The sequence below is a fragment of the Pseudomonas sp. RA_105y_Pfl2_P56 genome, assembly GCF_963970845.1.
In the GTDB taxonomy this organism is placed as follows: Bacteria; Pseudomonadota; Gammaproteobacteria; order Pseudomonadales; family Pseudomonadaceae; genus Aquipseudomonas; species Aquipseudomonas baetica_A.
This window is the reverse complement of the sequence record NZ_CAXAPL010000020.1, coordinates 38632-60004: the sequence shown is the minus strand read 5'-3', so window position 1 is coordinate 60004 and position 21373 is coordinate 38632. Positions and strand designations below refer to the sequence as shown.

Here is a 21373-nt window from a genome sequence, read left to right as displayed (position 1 = left end):
CCCCTACTGATTTCTGTACGAGGTTCAAGGCAACTCCGAGTCAAAGAATTGAAGCCGGAATACTTCCTCATCAAGTACCGCCCCCTGCTCATCGACAACAGAAGCACGAATGGTCTTGTAGCCAACCATTCCTTGCGACGAATAACTTTTTCTCACCCATCCATCTTCCGTTGAAAATGATGAGCCATCGGGAACACTGTTCAGTCCCCAGAGAACTTTCTGACCGACAATCGGCTTGCCGTCGGGGATCGAGACGATCCTGAACGAGACAGGCACAGATTGATCCACCGGGTAACTGCCACTGCCTCTGATCTCAGTCATCATTCGCTCATGCGCTTTAAGCGTAAAAGGAATCGAACTGACCTCCCATCCAGCCAAGCCCCCCCGAACGCCTGCATCGAGAAGACCGGGTTGAAGAGCCGAAAGTCGGAACACAACATTGGCGATACCTTCGCTATCGGTTGTCGTCGGCGCGATGTCGACTCCAGGGAATTCCCAATTGACCTCAACGTTTGCCAAGGGATTACCGGTAATGGCCGAGACGACGTAAACCCGGGCTGAAACTTCCTGCCCCGGATAACCGCTCGGGTCATCACTGAACAGTTCCTTGATCTCTCGCGGTTCATGCAGGAAATACGGCAATGAAATCGATTCCGAATACTGCGCATCCCCCACCGTCGCGGTCAGTTGCGCCGCTCCGGGAGTCCTGGGCACAAAGCGGATCCGCGCCTCGCCGTAGAAGTTGGTGGTCGTCGTCACCTCGCCAAGATCCGGAGTGCGCCAGACAACATTCATCCCCGCCATCGGCCTGCCGCTGATGGTCGAAACAACGGTGATCTGCTCGGACACAGCCTCGCCCCAGTACAGCGTCTGGCTAACCCTCGAACGCTCGGCGATCTTCACCACTTGCGCGCCTTCACCCACCGACATTGCATTGACAGGTGACCATCGAGCCAGGCTTTCGCAGGCCAGAAACAAGCCGAAACTGCCGTTACGCTTGTCATCGACCATGAAGGAATCGGTGAATCCCGCCTCGCGGCTAAAGACCCTTGGCAAACCGAGTACTGGCTGAGTAAAACGAATGCCGAGTGCCTCAGGCCCGGTGCCGACCATGCCCAGCGTCAAATTTCGACCGGACAAGAAGGTGTCTTGCGGGGCAGTTACGTCGATTCTATGGGTCAGTTTGCGTCGCGCAAAACCGGTGTCCTGGCCGAAAGGCTGTGCAGGCCCGTTGTCCATACTGAACTGCAATCGAGCCCATGGATCGTCGGCCAGCGAACAGATCTCCATCGAACGTGTATCTGTAGCATTGTCATACGGACTGCTGACAGACACCTCAACCGTTGCCGATCCGCCTGTGGTTGCCCCATACGCAAAGCCTGCCCAGCCATCGTCAGCAGTCACATGTTCTTCAGAATGACCATCCACCTTCCACTGAGTTGGCACTTGAACCATGGCAGCTTGCGAGAAATCCGAACGTACTTTCGCCCACATCCATGCTGGATCCTGACCCACGATCGGGAAAACGGCAGACTCACGTACGGTTTCAATGCTGAGTTTGTTGTGGCCCAAGTGCATTCTGGTGACATCCGTCGAGCCATCCCACGTCAAGAATTTCAGACCGAACGCCCCGCCCCCCCGACTATCTGAACAATCCAGTGTCCAGGTCATGCCACTTTCATCAATAACATTGTGGCTATGTGGAGGCGGGTCGAGAACGATATCCAACTCTGACGCTGGAGTTCCGTTCCATTGCAAATCCATGGCAAGCCCCACCAGGGCACTCAGTGCGTTAGTTCTGAAAATATACCGGTGTACGGCACCCAGGCAGGGATACAGCGACTGACCTCGGTCGGTGCTCATATGATCCAGTTCCAGAGTGAATTCATCGTAAATGTCCGGTGAAACCAAGCGGCCGAGCAACTCTCGATCTTCCAGTGAATTGGTCAACAACCGCAGTCCGAACATGCTGCTGCGGCTCTTGGCGAATTCAGAGCTCAGGGTCCAGATCAGCGGTTCATCTGCCCGCAATACCCTGGGCTCGCCAAGTTCACTCACCACCAGCCCGATGCCTGGTTCGTCGATGCCCCATGCCAACGTAATTTCCTGGCCGATAAGAGGACTGCCGGCGAGGGCAGTGACCTCCAGGGAATGGGTGAGACCTCGTTTGCAGGCAACCCCTCGATCCTGGTTGATCAGACCACGATCAAATGTGATGTTGACCTTGTCTTTCCAAGAACTCCTGGCCATCGCGGTCACGCTGAATTCGCACTCATGCGGCGCAGCAGATTCATGCGCCCGGACCGCTGCGGTGATCGCATGAGTCCCGGGTTCTCTGGTGTAAAACTTCAGGCTCCCCCAACCACCGCTTCCCGTTTGGCTTTGCACGACGCTGTCGGCGGTTTGCCACTCGACCAGCGCACCGATCACCGGTTCGCCGTCGCCCTGATCAGTAACATGCACCACTTGCAAGCGCAGGTACGCACTTTCGTGTTCCTCCACCACCGGACTATTCTCGGCCTGGCGTACCTCTTTGATCCTGATCCTGTTGCGCGCCAGCGACATGCGTTTTCTGGGCGACGGCAACAACAGCTTCGAGCAGACCAGTGACAACTCGAATATCCCGTCGCGCCGGTCTTCGCAGTTCAGCGTCCAGGATGCAGTGCCCCCTCCATCGATCGGCATGGGCACCGATGTTTCCAGTGGCGGACTGACCACGACACCCAGTTGCCCTGGCTTGTCACCGTGCCAATGCAAATAGAAGTCGCTGCCTCGCAGACGACTGTTGGTCTCTAGCATTACATCAATGAAATGGGTAGAACCCCGGTTCGGATAACTGTTATCAATCCAGTCCCTGATTTCGTTGTTTTCACGGACAGTCAACCGTGCCCACGGATCCTCGCCCAGTACCAGTACGTCAAACGTCTGAGTCCACACACCCTGCTCGTAATAAAGGCTGACCACAGAGGCTTCAATAACGAAGTCCCCTGCTGCCTTCGCCTCATAATCGAAGTAAGCCCAACCTTGTTCACCAGTAACGGTAGCCGCCAACACCCCATGCTCGGCGGTCGCCCAGTTCACCGTAAGCCCGGCAAATGGCTGGCCGGTGTAATACGACGCTACTTGCACACCCAAACGGACACTTTGCTCAATCAACGGGTAATAAGCGGCCTCGACCACCTCACGAAAAATCAGTCGATGATGCCCCAGCGATACGAGGATCTCGTAGGCCTGCGCGGTGTAACGGTTGCGCAAGCTCAGGGTGAATTCGTAGTCCTGATCATCGATTAACGGGCAATCGAGCGTCCATGGCACGTCCAGCGATTGCTGGGTGTCCCAAGCAGGCGTCGCGACAATCGCGCCCTGCGGGTTATTGTCGATGCTCAATTCAACCGGGGTGCCGTCCCAAGGGTTATCCGGCACAGGTACAAAACCGAGTACGTGGGGCGTGATCAATGCATTGCTGCCAAAAGCTCCGCCCCTGCTGGCGCCCTGACACAGGTACATTTTGCGCAAGGGCAGAAACGACACGCCGTCCAGCCCAATTTCCTGCAACTCAAGTGGCGCGAGTTTCAACTCGACTTTGACGCGTGTAACCCAGAGTTCGCCAAATGGACTTGAAGACTCTGTCGAGCTGTATATTTCGATGCGCAGCGGCTTTGAGCTTGAGATGTCCGATGTCAGTTGCACTTCATGCAGGGTCGGACTGAATCGCCTCTCTGGCCCTGATCCGAGACCCTCGCGATGTTGTACCTGATCAGGTTTACCGACGGGTTTGAGTTCGATGCGGTAATGCTCGATTTCTCCCTGAGAAATCCTCACCCAGCCTGATTGGCTGAAACTGCTTTCCCACAGAAAACTCAGCCAATAAGCACCATTGCCATCAGGATCTCTTGGAAGTGTGACGTCCTGCGTGACACCCGTGCCCTTCGGCGCTTTGATGTGTTTGACAGGCGTGTTGTCGTAATACGCCAGGCCTATGGCAACCGCACCCGTCCTTGCCCAACATTCGAACCTTTCTTCGAAATCACCGTTGCACACCAGGTTTTCATTGACCTGAACGATAGGATTATTCATGACTGCGCACTCCCTTGCCCTTGCCGGCCAGACGCTCTTGCTTGTGCTGCATTGACCAACTCCTTCACCGAATCGGTAAACGACTGATCTCCGCTCTTGCACGTATAGCGAATGCGCAAGATGCAATCGTTCATCGAGCGCAGCATGGCCTTCTGCGGCGGTTCGTTATGCCATGGACATTTCAGCTCCCAGGCAGACACCGCACCGGTATTTTCAAATGGAAAGAGCAAACCTTCGTCTGGCTTCGCCGCCGCCATGCCGTTGTCGGCGATCCCCACCGACAGGGCGATCTGCTGGCCCGGACGCAAGTTGAACAGCACATCGGAAGGGGCCACTTCCCCAGGATCAGGTTTATGCAAGTACTGCACTGACTGCACCGAAGCCCGGCTGGCGGTCATGCTGCCAACCTGCAGCAAGGTCACGCGCACGTCCTCGAAAGGACCCGTCAGCACTGGCAAGTCGACTTCCACCGAACTGATCTGCCGGCAGTAATGTCCCGGATAATCCCGATCGAACAGCAATTGCGTCAGTCTGAACTCCAGCGAGCCGGTCGTCTGCAATTGCGCCAATGCAGCCTCCCAACCACCAACGCCCTGAGGGTCAGTTGCGTCATTGAACAGGCGACGCAACGAGATGGTTTTCACCAGTTCAAGCCGTCGCTCGGTGCGTTGCAAGTACTCACGCTCCATACGCAGCAGGTGCGCGCGCAGATGCTCGCCAGCAGTCAAACCGTGACGTTGATCCTGCCAGACCTGCGGCAAGGGAATATGTGAATCGTAATCGCCGGTTTCGGCGCTCATCGCCGTTTGCGCGCTGAGGCAAAGACTGACCACCGCGTCGTAAGCCTGATAGTGCAAGGCCTTGAGCTGGCCCAGCATCCAGCCGAACAATTCGGCATTGGTTGCGCGCTTTTTCAGATAGTTGTACATCGTCAGCGCCTGAGCGTTAGCTCGCAGCGTTTGCGCAAGGTTGGTTCTAGCCGCATCAACCGCATGGTTCTGCGCGACGATTTGCGCATCGATGGCCGCGATTTCTGCCAGCGCCTGATCGCGTTGCAGCCCCCATTCATTGCGGCGACGGCGATAACCTTCGGTGGTGGCTTGCTTGTCGGCATCGATTTGCAGCATCGACGAAGCTATCTCCAGGCCAAAGCAGATGGCATCCGTAACTTTGTCGATACGAAACCCGCCGTTCGCCATACCGAAGATATTGGGCGCGGCCGCCAAGGCCGCGCCTACCGGTTTGAGGATTTTGGCAGTCAGCGCCAGCTCTTTGGACTGGTCCAGGTTTGCCATGACCTGATATTCGACAGCCGACACGTTTTCGTCATAGCGGGCTGCGTAAGCAGCAGCCCGTTCCCGGGCCACTGTCCGGCTCTGCTCGAGCGCCGTCATGCTCGCTTCCAACTGAGCGATGGATTGCTCCTGCACGGTTTTGGCGTAGTTGCCCAACTCCACCAGATGGTTTTGCTGCAGCTCTTCCTGCTCGGCACGATCACGCCGCTCAAGCAGATTGAGTACTTGGCTGCCGTAATCCTGCAAGACCTGCACCGCACGCAAGGCAACCTCGAAGATCGTACGCCAGCGAAACGCAATCACCACCAGCCGTCCGCCCATCGGTCTGGCACCACCGACACCACCTGCGGCCAGAGCGCGCAGCAATTGGTTCGGGTCAGTCGGTGGGTTGAACAACGGCAGGAGCATGGGCTTGCCATCAATGGTCAAGTTGTTGCGCAAGTTGTTCATGCGGTACTGCGGCTCGTTGAACCACGCGAACAACTCATCATTGATGGGTGCCCTGAACGGCGGACACCCCAACATGCCCAGCATGGGAGCCGTATCGGAGCCGCCCGGAACATCTGCCAGGCTGTAATTCAATGTCTGCTCGAACGCTTCCAGTGCCGTACGCGTGCAACTTTGGGCCAGAAGGTTCCCCAGCGTCGCGGTCTGCCACAAGTTCACCGTTTGAGTCAGAGGCGGTTTGCCCATCAATGATCCCGCTTGTACATAGCACAGCTTCGCCGCCACCAGGCTTTCGCGGGTCAGTTGGCGGTAATGCCAGTCCCCCCAGGCCATGAGGTTCTTCACATATTCGATGAACATCAGCAGCCTCAGATGCACAGGCGCCGAATATCCAATCGCATCCGGGTCGGCGGGCGCTGCGGCTTCACAACCGGCATGCCCCAGATCGTTGATCAAGGGGCGGCAGCGCCAGAAACGTGGTTTCTCGGGTACCGAGCTGCTGTCGGCAGGGGCCCGGGGATCGAAAATGAAATGCAGCCACGTCTGGGCTTCGGCAAACCGCTCTTCATCACGCAAGCGTGTCGCGATCAAATGCGGCAGATGGAAAAACAGCTCCCAGAAAAACAGCCCGTTGGCACCGTCGAAAGCGCCGTTGCGCTCCTCGAAATCAACATTGGTAGGCGGCGGCTCTGACAGATGCTGGGAGTCCAAATTAATCAGAGTCGCCGCAGAGACAGTGGAGCGCGTGACCAGCTCGGGGCCGAACAGCGAATTGAGCCGAACGTATCGCAACGCCCAGTCATCACCCAGTTGAAAGTCGAGGAACTGGGCGGCATCCGTGGCGTTTTTAAGCAGCGTTGGCGGGAGGAAATACGGGAGGTCGACAATCGTCAGGGCAAACTGTTTACCGCCAAAGCCGTCAGTATCGTTCTTTAGAGTGAACCTGACGTTGCTCCACGTCCCCTTTGGTCGAGTGAAAGTACCCAAAAAATTCATTGTCCAACCGCCGGCTGTCGACACCGCACGCTTCACCGGCGCGGGGTCGCCATTGGCGGGATTTTCCAACTGCAAGGTAAAGTTTGTATTTTTCTCTGACAAACCTGTGGGCCGGCAAAAACCCTCAACCGTCAGCACATCATTACTACCCGATCGCATGGCGAAGACGTTCAGCCCCAGAAAAGCTGCCATGGAGCCTGGCGGTGACTCACTTGGGACCACAGTAACCTCAAGACCCAAGGGGTGCTGAACCGTCAAGGCAGAAACAAATCGCTCAGTCTTGGCCAGCTCCAGCCAGTTACCACCGTCTTCAACAACGGGGCGCATCAGCACATCGATGATCGCGGTCTCTTTCAAGGCAGCTGTGCCGGTTTTATCATTGTCCAGCAATACCCCGAGCTTGCCTTTGGGATTCTGAGAGTCGACCCACACGGTTGCAATCAACCGGGCACCCGCAGAGAGATCCTCATCAAACTCGCCATGGCGTAAATTCAAAGGCGCCGACCACTGGCCGTTCTGCCTCATGAAGGCCACATTGATATCCAGCTGATGGGGCACGAATCGGGATCTGTCGTCCTTTGAGGGATCCGCGGGGACGGCTTTGATGAGCTCGCCGACCTTGTCCCGCCACTGCGCCCAGACCAGACACAGTCGGCCATTCCAGACCACCGGACGCATGTCCAGCACCCGCCCGGCAGGTTGAACATCCACCGCTTTCCATTCACTCCACGCCGCCGGGTTGACGGCCACACACGTGGGCGTGATCTCGATTTGCGCCTTGCGCCAGAAGTACTGGAACGGCGGCACCCGCTGACGCCCGAGAAAGTAATAATCGGCGCGCTCCGGGGTCGTGCCGTCCATGTAGCCACTGACAACATCCAGATCGCAGATCTGTTCGAAGGCTTGCAAGTAATCCTGTAGCGCGGCTTGAACCGAATCGCTGTTCAAACGGGCCTGGTTGAGGTTGTTTTCAAGGGCCTTGAACAGATCCGTCTTACGCTGACGGACGAACGGATTGATGTAGTTTTCCGGGTAGAGCGCGATCATCTGCACTGCGGCCCAGTCCGAGTAGTTGTTGTACAGCGCCCAGTTTTCAAGCTGTTCAGGGGGAAACTCGTGGTTTTCGAAACCGGGCTCCATTTTGTTGTACACCGCACTGATATATTGCTGCGCACAACTGATCGCTTCGGCCACCCCCGACGTCTGCACTCGAGCACTGTCCAACGGGTCGATGCGCAGCAATTCGAACACGTCCTCCGGGGTCCGCAAAGGCGGGTAACGCTCAGCCTTTACTTGCCCGATGCAATACTCAAGCAACGCGGTACGACGTTTTTCCTGCAACAGACCAATGTTGTTCGATGTCATGATCCTTGCTCCGTGGAAGAGGTTCCCGAGTCACTGGCGGAAGGCGTTGACGCTTGTTCAAGCGAGTGGCTGCGGCCTTGCGTCACCCCAAACCTGATGGGTTCGAAGAGTGTCCCCAACCCGCTTGCCAGGCTGCGTATACCGACTTCGAATTCACCGCTGAAATCGCTGGTGATATAAACCGTGGTTTGACCTTGCTGATTGGTGAAACCCTGTGCCGGACGGATCGTTGGTCGTTCTTCGGGATCTGTATCTCCTTCCCAGGCCCAGTCCACCAGCATGTTGGCCCCAAGGTTTGCGTACTGGTCCACCATCGTGGCGTAGAGTGTGATTTCCTGACCAAGCGGCACGACCTCCGTTGGCACCGGAGACATCAGCCCGGTCGGGAAACTCATGCTCTCGGCGTGAGCGATGACGTTGATGCTCACTGCCCACTCAGGCTCGAGCAGGCTCATGGAAAAATAAAGGCTGTCCGTGCCCAAGACTGTGCCCGGAAAATACTCAGCCGTGAGGACTCCATTGGGATCGGTGATGCCCGATTTGATGGTCCCTAGCTCGGAGTGCCAATCAACAGCGATGCCTTTCAACGCTGCGCCTCGGGCGTCGGTGAGCGTCATCGTAATGATCGCTTTCTCATCTTTTTTACTAGCGAAGACTTCCGTCGGTTCTACTGCGCAAGTCATCCTGACCAACTGCTTCAGTTCGCCCGGTGCTTGCACGACAGGCACAGGCGTCTGGGTCTGACTGAGCAAAGCCAGTTCAGCTGCCTGGGCATAGGCCTCGCTGGCATCGGTTGTCTCCGGCAAGGTACCGATCCGCAAAATGGTCCGGGCATCCATACCGGTCTGCATCGACAACTGGTAAACGCGTATCAGCAGATCCAGTTGTTCCAGGGTTTTCAACACTTGGGTTTCAGGATCGATATGGCGAACACATTCGCTGACTTCCTGCGCGCTCCAGGCAAAGAATTCAGCCAGTTTGATGGCTGCTGCCTGCTGCACCACCCGCAATGCATCCTCGCTGGGTCGGGCAGGAAGCGAATGGACCTGACGCAGATAGTCCAGCAATTTCTGTTCCGGCTGTTCACTCATGCTGAACGCGCGGGTCAGCGTGGTCATCGCGTAAAGTATGCGCACCGAGAACACAGATTTTTGAGAGGGATCGATGATGCTTTGGTCGACCCACGCCTCATATCCATAATCCAGATAATCCCGGAGCAGGGCCGCACTCAAACCCAGCATTGAAACGACTTCGGCGCGCTGGCGCACAACAGCCAGCAATTGGAGTAACGGATCTGAAGGTTCGTCGCGCCTGCGCTGCGTCGCTGGCGGTTCGAGGTCAGTGCGGTCATACACCTGGCGCAACAGTTGGTACACCGAAGCATCGACCCAGTTCAGCACCAGAACGGCCAATTCGCCCTCAATGCCGGCGTAGACTGCCAGCGACTCCCTGACCAGCGACACTTGAGCGTCTCTGGCCTGCAGAAGAACGGCGAGCATGATCTCGGCCAAGACGCTGACCTGGGCGTCCTCAATGTCCAGGCCGTTCCTGACGGCCCATTCAAGCTTCTCGCGGGCAAAGGCCGAATAATCCTCCGGCGTCATGGCAGTGGCCAGTATCAGCCCATTGACATCGACAACCGGCGCCAACCCCTCACTGTCAATCGACAGTAAATCCAGCCAGTCGCTTTCTCCGGCCGGCGGAATACCGGCTACGAGAAAAGAATTATTGGATAACCGCGCGCTGGGCAGGAGGGTGCCGATCTTGTCGAAGAACTGTTGGTCCTGCTGGGAGAAATCGCTCAGACGCAGTGGTGCACTCACGTGCTGCAACATCCACAGCACCGACATGTTGCTTTGCTCGCACCATTGCACGCAGGCCTGCATGGCTTCGATCAGGCTCAGCACACCCGGATCGCCAGCCGTGGCGTCAATGCGGCTGTCATCACCCGCCACGTCGACAATACACGGCGTGCCCGCCAGCCCTTTGAGCCAGGTTTCTCCCCCCAGCACACTGAGCATCAACACGCCTTCGACCGGCGTGATATTCAACAGCCGGGGCAGTTTTACCAGACGGTAAAAACTGGAAATGACCGGCGAACTGCGCACCAGACTATCGGTAAGATCATGAGCCTGGGCTATCGCCAACGCCAGGTAGTGGTAAGTCTGAAGATCAATGCCCAAACCACTGCATAGCTGGCTGACCGTCAGATTGTCTTGGTCCGATGTCGGTATCAGCGCAAACGGTGTGCCGTCGAGTCTCAGCGGCTCGCGATAATTATCTTGATTGTTGAAGACCTGATCGAACTGCGACAGTGCATCACCGCGACCGTACAGTGACAGTTCATCGAGAAACACGGCGAAATCCGCTGCCGTGCAGTTGTAGCGTTCACGCAGTCGCTGAAACAGGCCCAATGCATGGATCACGTTGACCGAAATCGCCCACACCTCAGGCTTTTCGGCTCCACGCGCTTGCGCCCTGATCGCTGCCACCAACAGGGCGTCAGTCTGCTCAGGGGACAGATTCAGCCATTTGTCCAGGCGCAACTTGCGGTTGAGTCGATCAAATGTATTCAAGCCTCTTGGGGTATTGGGATTCACGATTATCCGATGAAAACTATTCCCTGACTGCGTGGTGATACCGATAGCGGGGTGAGCATTATCATTGATGTAAACCGAGCCGGATCGGCCGCCTTCCGGGACATCGGGCTCACTGGAGTAATTCACATTGGCCGAACGCCGCGGCGCGTAGTCCCCAACCGAAAAAAGACTTGTAATCTCCTCGGCCACAAGATTTGTACGTTGAGCCAAATAAAATATCTGATTGAGATTCAGATACTCAGTGTCTTCGGTGCCAAAGTTCTCCAGATAGAACTGATACATATCCTCGGGATATGTGTATTCCTCAGTAAGAAGCTGCTGCTGGTAAGGGCCCAGCCGAGAGGCATGAGCCAGAGCAGCAGCGGCAAGCCTGGTCAGGGACGCGGAGTGCAAGAAGTTGGGGAATTTCCTGTCAACGATGTTGGCAAAATCCCCTACTGATCGTCCGCTGAAACCCGCAACCCCATCAACCGTGACCCAATGCTGGTAATACGGCAGACCGTTGGGATAGCGTGCTGTGATCAATGCCTGTTCAATTGGAACTACCGTGTTCGCAGCGATGAACGCCTGTAGCACGCGTACGATCACGTCGACTGATGACTCCGGCGCGTTCACCGCTTTACTGTCGACCGTCAACGTCATCAAATCCGTGCGACGCTCATGCAACGGCAGCTGGGTGTCGTCACCAACGGATTCGATCAAGTCGCGAATCAAGCGATACAAAAAGACCAGATACGCCGAAGGCCCGAACATGGACTCCAGAGAATCCGAGGGGCACTTGGCTCTCAATTGCAGATCGAATATTCGCTCCAGTTGCGGCCCGTCAACGAGCGACATCAAACCACTGGACGGTCCTATCGACCCGGCTTTATCCCTCTCCACGTGATGTTCAATAAACCGACGCCGCACATAGCTCGCCAGGCTGTTGGCCCGGCGCAAAAAACGTCGCGCCTCTTCCTGCTCAAGTCCGTACTCGCCGACCAGCACCGGAATACCCTTTTCGACCAGTGGGAAAAACGATCCCCCTTCCTCAACGTAACTCCAGAGTTTCGAAAGCCGGTTTTGCGCAGTGGACGTTTGCTGACCAAACAGCTGAATGAACAACTGCGCAGCGGGACGGAGTGAATCAGCCATGGTCACATTCCTTGAGTCGATAACGGGCCCGGCCCGCCTGACTGTCGTGTCAGGCGGACCCAGCGTTCCATAAGGATTTAGCGCTTGAACGCAGCAGCCGCCAACTGTCATAAATGACAGGTTTAATGCCCGTTCATCGGAATTTTACAAGTGTGATTTACCCGTCGGTGCTGATTCGATTTCAAACCGCTCACTGGCGACCCAGTCGGAACCCAGCGGATCGCTATCGCTTGGTTGCAGCTTGAAACGGCACCAGTTGCCACCCAACGGTAGCGCTTGGTCAGACAGGCCTTGCCAGTCAGGGTCGACCTGAATCGACGCTGCCCATGTCTTGTCCGGGTTGAAGGGGTCGACCAGAACACCGACACCTTGACGGCCCGTGCCGGCAAACAGCACCGGGTTGCTGACCCAGCGTCCCGGCGCGGGTATCTCAATGGTGGGCAGATAAGTTGCCAGCTGAAGCGTGCGTTTCGCGCTATCGGATTCAAACCCTTCGTAAGCCGCCACAACTTCGAGTTCATGATTGCCTTCGTTTTGCCCAGGCTTCAGCGTTACCGACCACGTCCGGTTTTCCCGCACCTCGACGCTTGCCTGGTCGCTACCCAGCGTCACGGTCACGGTGTCGCCGGGCGTCGCGAAACCCGACACCACGACCCGTCGGCCGACATGGTCATCGGCAGTCGGGGTTTCGATAAACGGAGCCGCCGGCACGACCTTGTAACGCAAACGCTCATTGGGCTGAGAGCGTTGTGGAGTGCCATTGTGGACGAAGGTTTGAAAAGCCCAGATGGTTGTGTTTCCCACCGGCAGACTCACTTCGGCTTCCCAGCTGTCTGACGCGTTCACTTCAATATCCGTCAGCAATGGCTCAGTAGCGCCTTCCAGCCAGACCTCCACCCGCGCGCCAGGTCGGCCAGTGCCAGCAATTTTCGAGGTGCGCGGCGCTTTCCCGCCAGGGATCGGCGTCGTGAATCGAGGCGGCGGCACCACCACCTTGAGTTCGTGCACAGCGCTGTTGGTCGACTCTTGCCCGTTAAGTATCTGTTGCGCGTGGAGGAAGTAATGCCTCAGCTCCAGATCGCGTAGTCCTATCGACCATTTGCCCTCCTCAAGCAATTCGAGCGGAGCACCCAGCGTTCCTCCCATCTGGCTGTCATGCAATTGCATCATCGCGCCCTGCATGCCGTTATCACCTTCAATGGTGACGTCGTACCCCACTTCTGAGCCGGATACCGGCGCGACGATGAGCGGTTGCAACATGACTCTGTGGACAGTGAAGGTTTTCGATGCCGGCACTGAAGGGACATCGACAACGATCTGGGTAACGGTGACGCGGTGGAGGACTCCCGGTTCAAATGCTTTGGTTCGCTGAAATGCCCAGCGCTCACCCTCCACATCCGCTTCGTACTCCGAGCCGTCGTCGCTGAACCGGAGCTTCACCACCGCTTCAGACCAACAAGTGCCACTGAACATCGGCTCCAGCCCCTCCTCGGCAGGATCATCCAGGCCTGGCGCCAGCGGTGGAATCGTGACGTGCAGTATGAAAGGACGTTGCGAGGGATGGTCTCCCAGATGCTGTGTAATGTGGACTTCCCGCTTGTTGGTTGGCCCCCACTTCACCAATGCCGGGGTCGACCATTTGCCGTTCACGACCGCTACACTTCGTGCAGCCTCGGTTGTATCGGGAAACCTGAGCGAGACGGTGGCGCCTGTGTAACCTTCACCGCTGAAGACGGGTAGATACTCCTCGGTGTAGCTCGCCTCGGTGATATCCGGCATGTTGTTGTGGACTTCGAATTCAAGCGGCAGCGATTCGATCCAGCCATTGGCGTTGTCGGCGATTTTTTGAATCACCGTCACATCGTAGCTGCCAAGAGGCCAGACAACGGGGGCGGTTTCCCACTGACCCAGCCCATCGACGCGGATGTTGGGAGGTAAAGGCAGCGAAACGTCGCGGGCAGAGAACTGGATTTCGGTCGAGAAGTTTTGATCGAAATGGCCGGTGCCGGAGAACTTCAGGCTTGTATCCGGGAGTAAGGTGACATCAGGTTTTTCCAGTTCGGGAGGGCGGATTCTGAAGGCTCGCGGTGCACTGCGTTCGGATGACACACCGCCCAGATCCTGTTCGACAACGAGACTGATCGGCCCTGGTGGCAAATCAGCGACAGAAGCAACCCACGAACTACCTTTCTCAGGCACAACCGCCGAGCCGACCAGCGAATTGGTGAGATCCAAATACACCGAAATACTGGCGCCGCTTACACCGTTGTCCCCTTCCAACACAAAATTCGGCTCCTGCGTAGAAGAGGGTCCTGGTTTGAGCACTTCAAGCACGCCGACGGCAACAAACGTGACCGCTCTTGAGTATCCGTGGCTGATATTGGGGTGTGTATACTGTACTTCAACAGTGAGTTCCCCAGATCGGATGCGTTCTTTTAATGGTGCCAACTTCCAAGAATCGGAAGCAGTTACTGAAGCTTCACTTAATACGTCATAGTGATCATCTCGACTCACTACCTGAAGTCTTAATCCGCGATGCCCCTTGCCACTGAAACTCAACTCGGACGTTCGCAAGACTTGCCCTTGCCGGGGAGACTCCAGCTTTGGCAAATATAAATAAAACATTTCTCTGACTGCAGATAAGCGAAAGTACTGACGATTCTTATAACGAGCCGTTTGGAACATCCCAATGGATTTTTTTCCTGGGGGGTACACCGTATCAAGCGGCGCAACCCAAGTCTGACCACAATCCACTTCAGCACCAAGTGCGTTGTGACTCCCGGGACCCACCTCCAACGCAAAAGCCGTCGTTCCGCCCCCCCCATAACCGCGAATGGTAAAGTCTTCTGAAATATCTTCGAAACTTAAAACGTCATGAATAATGTAGTAATCGAGATACCTGTAATCCGAAAATTCATCTCCGAGACGCCACTGGATGCGTAGCGACCTTGCGCCGTCGCTCGTATACGCTGTATTGACGACATTAACAACACGCCCGGGAAACCACTCGGAAACCTGATGATGAATGACGCCATCGACCATGTAATCTATCCATACTTGATGGGTTCCGTCCCAAGGAATTCGGAACTCCAATTTGAACGCCCATCCTTGAATGACAGAGCTATATGGCGCTAACAACTCTACTGGGGGAGGTTTCGACATAGAGGAAGCAAGATCATCACTCGATTGTTGCGGCCCCGCGCCAGAAACCAATGCATCTTCAGTTACTTCGCGAAGATCAGTTTGATTGACGAGTTCTTTGTCTTGCTGCCCGGAAATTTCCAGACTGGATTTGTCGCTGTCGTCGGAAGTCATTCACGGGGCTCCAATTGTCGGCGTCGCTAGTGGCGGGTCGTCCTAAGTTACGGCGGCCTGACTTACGCGCGCACCTGTCAACTTTGACAGTCCCGACCAACGGTAACTTTTCTCACGCTACAACATACGGATGTCCTTCAGCTACTAACACCCGGCTACACCAGGTTGCGCAGTTGCCGACAACTCACTCAGAATCCGCCGGCTTGTGCGCTTTAAAGTTGCCCCGGTCAGCATTCTGCTGCTCGACCTGGCCGACAACCTCGATGACAGGCCAAGGCATCTGGCGATGGCGATCTATCAGATGAGTGAGATGGGGTTATTGCTGGCGGAAGAGGCGCTGGATCAGGAGCGGGCGATCGCGGTGGCCTGGTTTTGGATCACGGGCGCCTTTGAAGACGCCATCGCCAGCAAGCCCGCTCCCACAGGGTCTGCGTCGACAGCAACATCCATGCACAATGCAAAACTGTGGGAGGCGGCTTGCCAGCGATGGCAACAGCGAGCGCCGCCGAAATCAAGCCGAAGCCGGCAACGGCTGAAAACTGAAATAACGCTGCAACGCCTGCACCAGTTCCCCATATTCCGGCGGCGGTCGCTGCACAACGAACCCGGCGTCGTAATGCAGCGGCGTGGCGTCTTCATGGCACCACACGCAATACGCGGTGAAGTCGATGACTTGCTGGCAGCCATCGCTGGCGGGGATTTTCAGATGCAACTGGAAATCCACGCCAACCATCATGGGCAAATGGCTGATCAGCATCAGCCCGTCTGCGGACACGTTGCCGAGAAAACCGATGGGCTTGTCGGTAACGCTATTGAACACTCTAAGGAAATACGGCAGCTGATGCCGTTCAATCCGGCGGTCGGTAAACATGCGCAGTTCGCCATGCAAGGCTCCGTCACAGAGCCGCACCTTTGCTTCGGAACGTGCCTGAGTCGCAGGCCCGCTCTCCCCGCTTCCGGTGTGACGGTCGCTACGTCGCCGTCACCTGACCACTTGCCAGTCGCAGGTGTTGCTCCGGGTTTACAGATTCGGCTCTAAACCCGGGTTAATCGACTATAGCTCAGCTTGTACACACAGCCAGATTTTGTCTGACAACTTCCATTAAAAGCGGGTTGGCCGCACGGCGGGGGTGGCGACCGGGATCGGGTAATGGCCCAGGCTCTGCAAGGTTTCCAGGCGCGCGCGTGCGCGGTAGGCGTATTCGCTGTTGGGGTACGAGGCGATGATGAACTGATAGGTCTGCGCCGCGTCGACAAACATTTTCTGACGTTCCAGGCACTGGCCGCGCATCATCGACACTTCCGGCCACACGTACGGGCGGGCACGGCTGGCGCGTTCGACCTTGGACAGTTCAAGCATGACCTGCTCGCAATTGCCGCGATCATAGGCGCTGTAGGCGTTGTTCAAATGATGGTTCATCGACCAACGGGTACAGCCCGTGACGGCGAGGACGCTGAGGGCAAGGGCGGCAATGGGCAACAATCGCATGAGGGTTCTCCTGTCTTGTGCTCTGTATCGACCCCTGCTCGGAAATCTTCAGGCGCGTTTGTCCCAAAGTTGCCGAGTTCAATAAAGAAAAGATTAGAACGAAGCGCTTCGCAAAAAGTAGTGCAAACGAACAATGACTACACCCCTCGAGCATAGTAGCCTTCGCTAGCGCTTGAACTCAGGAGTCTTTGCATGTCCGTCCGTCGTACCAAAATCGTCGCTACCCTTGGCCCGGCCAGTAACTCGCCGGAAGTTCTCGAACAGCTGATTCTGGCTGGCCTGGACGTTGCCCGTCTGAACTTCTCCCACGGCACCCCCGACGAGCACAAGGCTCGCGCGAAACTGGTGCGTGACCTCGCTGCCAAGCACGGCCGCTTCGTCGCCCTGCTGGGTGACCTGCAAGGCCCGAAAATTCGTATCGCCAAATTCGCCAACAAAAAGATCGAGCTGAAGATCGGTGACAAGTTCACCTTCTCCACCAGCCATCCGTTGACCGAAGGCAACCAGCAAGTGGTCGGCATCGACTACCCGGATCTGGTCAAGGACTGCGGCGTGGGCGACGAGCTGCTGCTCGACGACGGCCGCGTGGTGATGCGCGTTGAAACCGCCACGGCCACCGAACTGCATTGCGTCGTGACCATCGGCGGCCCGCTGTCCGACCACAAAGGCATCAACCGTCGCGGTGGCGGCCTGACCGCTCCGGCCCTGACTGAAAAAGACAAGGCCGACATCAAGCTCGCCGCTGAAATGGAAGTCGACTACCTGGCGGTGTCCTTCCCGCGTGACGCCGCCGACATGAACTACGCCCGTCAACTGCGCGACGAAGCCGGCGGCACTGCCTGGCTGGTGGCGAAGATCGAACGCGCCGAAGCCGTGGCCGACGACGAAACCCTCGACGGCCTGATCAAGGCCTCCGACGCGGTGATGGTTGCCCGTGGTGACCTCGGTGTGGAAATCGGCGACGCCGAACTGGTGGGCATTCAGAAGAAAATCATTCTGCACGCACGCCGCCACAACAAGGCTGTGATCGTGGCGACCCAGATGATGGAGTCGATGATCCAGAACCCGATGCCGACCCGCGCCGAAGTGTCCGACGTGGCCAACGCCGTGCTCGACTACACCGACGCCGTGATGCTTTCGGCCGAATCCGCCGCTGGCCTGTACCCGCTGGAAGCCGTGCAAGCGATGGCGCGCATTTGCGTCGGCGCTGAGAAGCACCCGACCGGTAAAACCTCCAGCCACCGCATCGGCAAGGAATTCACCCGCTGCGACGAAAGCATTGCGCTGGCGACCATGTACACCGCCAACCATTTCCCGGGCGTCAAAGCGATCATCGCGCTGACCGAAAGTGGCTACACCCCGCTGATCATGTCGCGTATCCGTTCTTCGGTGCCGATCTACGCTTACTCGCCACACCGCGAGACTCAGGCGCGTGCGGCGATGTTCCGTGGCGTGTACACGATTCCGTTCGACCCAGCCTCGCTGGAACCGCACGAAGTCAGCCAGAAGGCCATCGACGAACTGGTCAAACGCGGCGTTGTGGAAAAAGGCGACTGGGTCATCCTGACCAAGGGCGACAGCTACCACACCACCGGCGGCACCAACGGCATGAAGATCCTGCACGTGGGCGACCCGCAGGTCTGAGTGACCGGATGCTGAAAAAAACCGCCATGTGAATGGCGGTTTTTTTTCGCCCCTGTAAAGGCCGACACTGCAATTATTCATGCGTCAACTGTCAGGTCTTACAGTAAGGAGCCTGCCAAGGTCGATGCCTGCATCCCATCAAGAACGAAAGAAGGCCTTGCCTTCCTGAAGCCAAACAGATGAGAGCCAGCGGCACCCCATCGAAAAAGCACTGTTTCGGATGGCGCTGAACGGTACTGCGGACGCTACCTTCGGCAACAATGGTTTAGTCATCGTCGATCTACCGGCCACCCGCTGCGCATCAACACCTGCAACTGACCGTCAACCCAATAACGATCAGGCTCAGGCATCAGTAATGCCCGATGGCAAAATCCTTTTGCTGCAGAACCTGGACAGCCCATTCGGCGTCATCACTGTGCTGAACAGCGATGGCTCGCCGGACAAGACTTTCAACAAAACGGGTTATCTGAGCGTTGGTAAAAAAAAGGAATACTTTGCAATTCATCAATTGGCCTTGCAGCCCAATCAACGCGTTTTTGCCATCGGTGAAGCTTCTGCAAGCGTCAGAAAAGGATTGCTGATCAGTCGAGAGCCAAACGGCAAAGCCAATATTCAGTTCAACCGCACACAACCGCTCAAGACAGTGCTCGACTATGCAGAAACCGGGTGGCTTGCGGGCACAGCGCAGAGCGACGGAAAACTTCTCGTGGCAGGGAGAGCAGACTTGCCGATGGAGGCCACACGGAACGTTGTGATCGCTCGCTTGATCAGTGACGGCACACTCGACAGCTCATTCGGCAAAGGCACCGGCTCCCTGCGTTTCCCGCAGACCACGGGCTCATCACTCGCCATCGCGTTCATGCCTGACAACGTACTGTTTTTCAGTTGGACAACCGATACGAACATCAAAATCATGCGCGGCCTGCTTGGTTGAAGGTATGCAATCACCTCTGACAACCTCTTCAACCATGGGTATCGATGGCGTCAGGATATGGGTCCACCTGACTTTCTGAAAAATAAGCCCCACCATTTGAATGGCGGGACTTTTTGCGTCCGGTTCAGGCAGGTGTGGCGCCTGTGCCGGCCTCATCGCTGACACAGCAAGCGTAAATCACAGAGTGACATCCCCCGTCTACTGTCAGACCTGACAGTAGACGGGGGATGGTGAGGGGTAGCTACTTGAGTCGCCCCCTACTCAAGGACAGCCACATGAACCACTCAGATCGATCTGTGCAGGCCGCAGGGTCGCTTGATGAAAGTTTTGCAGATGCAGGTATTTTTCGTCTCGACCTCGCGCAATTGGGCTCTGAAACAACCATCCTCGGCGTCACCACAGCCCTGGAGCACCTGTATTTCACCGGTCAGATACGACGTGGTGTCACCCATTCGCCCTACCTGCTGGGGCGCTTGCTGGCTGACGGAACGCTGGACAACCGCTTTGGCACGAATGGCGTCGTGACCGGTTTTTTTGCCGGAACAAACGAGTCCCGGGGGAACGCCGTGAGCGTTCTCAGTGACGGCAAAATTCTCGTGACCGGGTCTGTAGGAGGCGCACGTGATCCGGCATTGGCCCGATACCTGCCCGACGGAACGCTGGACGTCGAATTTGGAATGGCGGGGCATGTCGTACTTCCGCGACCTCAAGAGCTCAATGCCCTGATGTTCATAGACGTGGGGGGAGGTAAAGATCAGAGCGTGCCGGCAAACGTCTTGCCCCTCGACAATGGAAAAATCCTGATCGTAAATTCTTACGTCATCACTCATCTGGCGGACACCCGCGCCTTTATTTTCCAGCTCAACAACGATGGTTCGCTGGACACTTCTTTCAATGACAAGGGGTATGTCCAGGTCATTTATCCGGGTGCCGATCCTGCTGACGTCAAAGTGCATGGCGGTTTGATCGATCAGGACGGCAACATTGTCGTCTGCGGCCAACTGGCGCCACGCTCAGGCACGTCGGCGCCTCTGTTCGCGCGCTACGGACTCAACGGCAGCCTCGATCAAGGCTTTGGCAATGGCGGGTTTGTCATTGTGCCAGTGTCGGAGTCCGCCAGACTGGTGGCCATTATTCAACAACCGAACAACCGTCTGCTGGGCATCGGCAGAACCGAAACGCCCCAAGGTCTCTTGATCGGTCTGGAACCGGATGGCAGCGCCAATCTCCAGTTCAATCGAGGTCAACCCTTGCTCACCCGATTGAATAATGAGCCCACCTACTGGGCCGGCGGACTCATGCAACCGGATGGCAAGATCGTTTTGATAGGCAAGCAACTGGATGACACAGCGCCAGCCGTCGTCGCAAGAATACTCAGTGACGGTTCGTTTGATACAACATTCGCGGGCGTCGGTTGGGTGGGTACGGACGTTGGCGGCAGAACAACTTTCTACGCTGTCACGCTACAGAAGGATGGAAAGATCGTAGTGGCAGGAACCGGGACTACCCCGCAGTTTCAAGGTCAGGTACTGCGCTTGCACGGACTTGGCTGATTGTCACTTCAAGCGAGCAGAAAGCAAAAGCCCCGGCCGATGAATGACGGGGCTTTTACATCCTGCATGCGGCGCTCGAAAGGCAGCGCCCCTTGACCGTGAGGCGCGGCACGCACAACGAACAAACCAGTGTCAACTGTCAGACCTGCCAGTAGACGCGGCAGGATGATGGGCAGCTACTAAAGCCGAAAACAATCCATTCAAGGAGCGTTACATGGCCACTCCAAGCCCATCAGTCCGACAAGCCGGTTCACTGGATGAAAGTTTTGGTGAGAAAGGCATTTGGCACCTGAACATCCCTAACCTGCGGTCGCAAACCACACTTTTAGACGTTACAGCGCAATCCCTTTCGACACTGGAACGCCTTTATTTTACTGGCGATGCTTTTCATGATTCCGGAGGGCACTACATATTGGGCCGCTTGTTGCCTGAAGGATCGCTGGAAAAATCGTGATCGCGGGCTTTCTGTCAACGTCGGTGACTCAGGGCGTGATCCTTCGTTTCCACGGGAAGAGTTGAAGCCG

General features: G+C 56.6%; 10 protein-coding genes and 1 pseudogene. 5 read left to right on the top strand and 6 right to left on the bottom strand.

Translation table 11 applies throughout. The features are described 5' to 3' along the window. Positions 1-24 precede the first annotated feature (24 nt). The 4 genes from AACY11_RS15440 to AACY11_RS15425 all read right to left on the bottom strand — a co-directional run bounded on the left by AACY11_RS15440 (position 25) and on the right by AACY11_RS15425 (position 15229). A complete protein-coding gene (locus AACY11_RS15440) occupies positions 25-4077 on the bottom strand; it encodes a hypothetical protein (protein ID WP_339495161.1) in 4053 nt (1350 codons plus the stop codon). Further along, positions 4074-8180: a Tc toxin subunit A-related protein gene (locus AACY11_RS15435; protein ID WP_339465234.1), complete on the bottom strand. Its 4107-nt coding sequence runs from the start codon at positions 8178-8180 to the stop codon at positions 4074-4076. The genes AACY11_RS15440 and AACY11_RS15435 overlap by 4 nt, the downstream gene beginning before the upstream one ends. Further along, positions 8177-11914, bottom strand: coding sequence for a Tc toxin subunit A (locus tag AACY11_RS15430; protein WP_339495159.1), 3738 nt, complete (start codon positions 11912-11914; stop codon positions 8177-8179). The genes AACY11_RS15435 and AACY11_RS15430 overlap by 4 nt, the downstream gene beginning before the upstream one ends. Before the next feature lie 144 nt (positions 11915-12058). Then, positions 12059-15229 carry a hypothetical protein gene (locus tag AACY11_RS15425; protein ID WP_339495157.1) on the bottom strand — a complete coding sequence of 1057 codons (3171 nt, stop codon included), beginning with the start codon at positions 15227-15229 and terminating at the stop codon, positions 12059-12061. A 226-nt stretch (positions 15230-15455) separates the two neighbouring features. Here AACY11_RS15425 and AACY11_RS15420 point away from each other — a divergent pair. Next, a pseudogene (locus tag AACY11_RS15420) lies at positions 15456-15593 on the top strand (DUF6124 family protein); the annotation flags it as partial. Between the two features lie 147 nt (positions 15594-15740). Here AACY11_RS15420 and AACY11_RS15415 read toward each other — a convergent pair. After that, positions 15741-16100, bottom strand: a complete 360-nt coding sequence (locus tag AACY11_RS15415; protein WP_339431007.1) for a PilZ domain-containing protein — start codon at positions 16098-16100, stop codon at positions 15741-15743. A gap of 231 nt (positions 16101-16331) precedes the next feature. Next, positions 16332-16718, bottom strand: coding sequence for a tetratricopeptide repeat protein (locus tag AACY11_RS15410; RefSeq protein WP_339431008.1), 387 nt, complete (start codon positions 16716-16718; stop codon positions 16332-16334). Between the two features lie 192 nt (positions 16719-16910). Between AACY11_RS15410 and pyk the strand changes: the two genes are divergently transcribed. The 4 genes from pyk to AACY11_RS15390 all read left to right on the top strand — a co-directional run bounded on the left by pyk (position 16911) and on the right by AACY11_RS15390 (position 21303). Further along, positions 16911-18362, top strand: a complete 1452-nt coding sequence (gene pyk, locus AACY11_RS15405; protein ID WP_339431009.1) for a pyruvate kinase — start codon at positions 16911-16913, stop codon at positions 18360-18362. A 199-nt stretch (positions 18363-18561) separates the two neighbouring features. After that, positions 18562-19296 (top strand): hypothetical protein, encoded by a 735-nt coding sequence (locus AACY11_RS15400; protein ID WP_339495188.1) that lies wholly within the window; start codon positions 18562-18564, stop codon positions 19294-19296. A 275-nt stretch (positions 19297-19571) separates the two neighbouring features. After that, a complete protein-coding gene (locus tag AACY11_RS15395; protein ID WP_339495155.1) occupies positions 19572-20849 on the top strand; it encodes a delta-60 repeat domain-containing protein in 1278 nt (425 codons plus the stop codon). A gap of 214 nt (positions 20850-21063) precedes the next feature. After that, positions 21064-21303 (top strand): hypothetical protein, encoded by a 240-nt coding sequence (locus AACY11_RS15390; RefSeq protein WP_339495153.1) that lies wholly within the window; start codon positions 21064-21066, stop codon positions 21301-21303. Positions 21304-21373 lie beyond the last annotated feature (70 nt).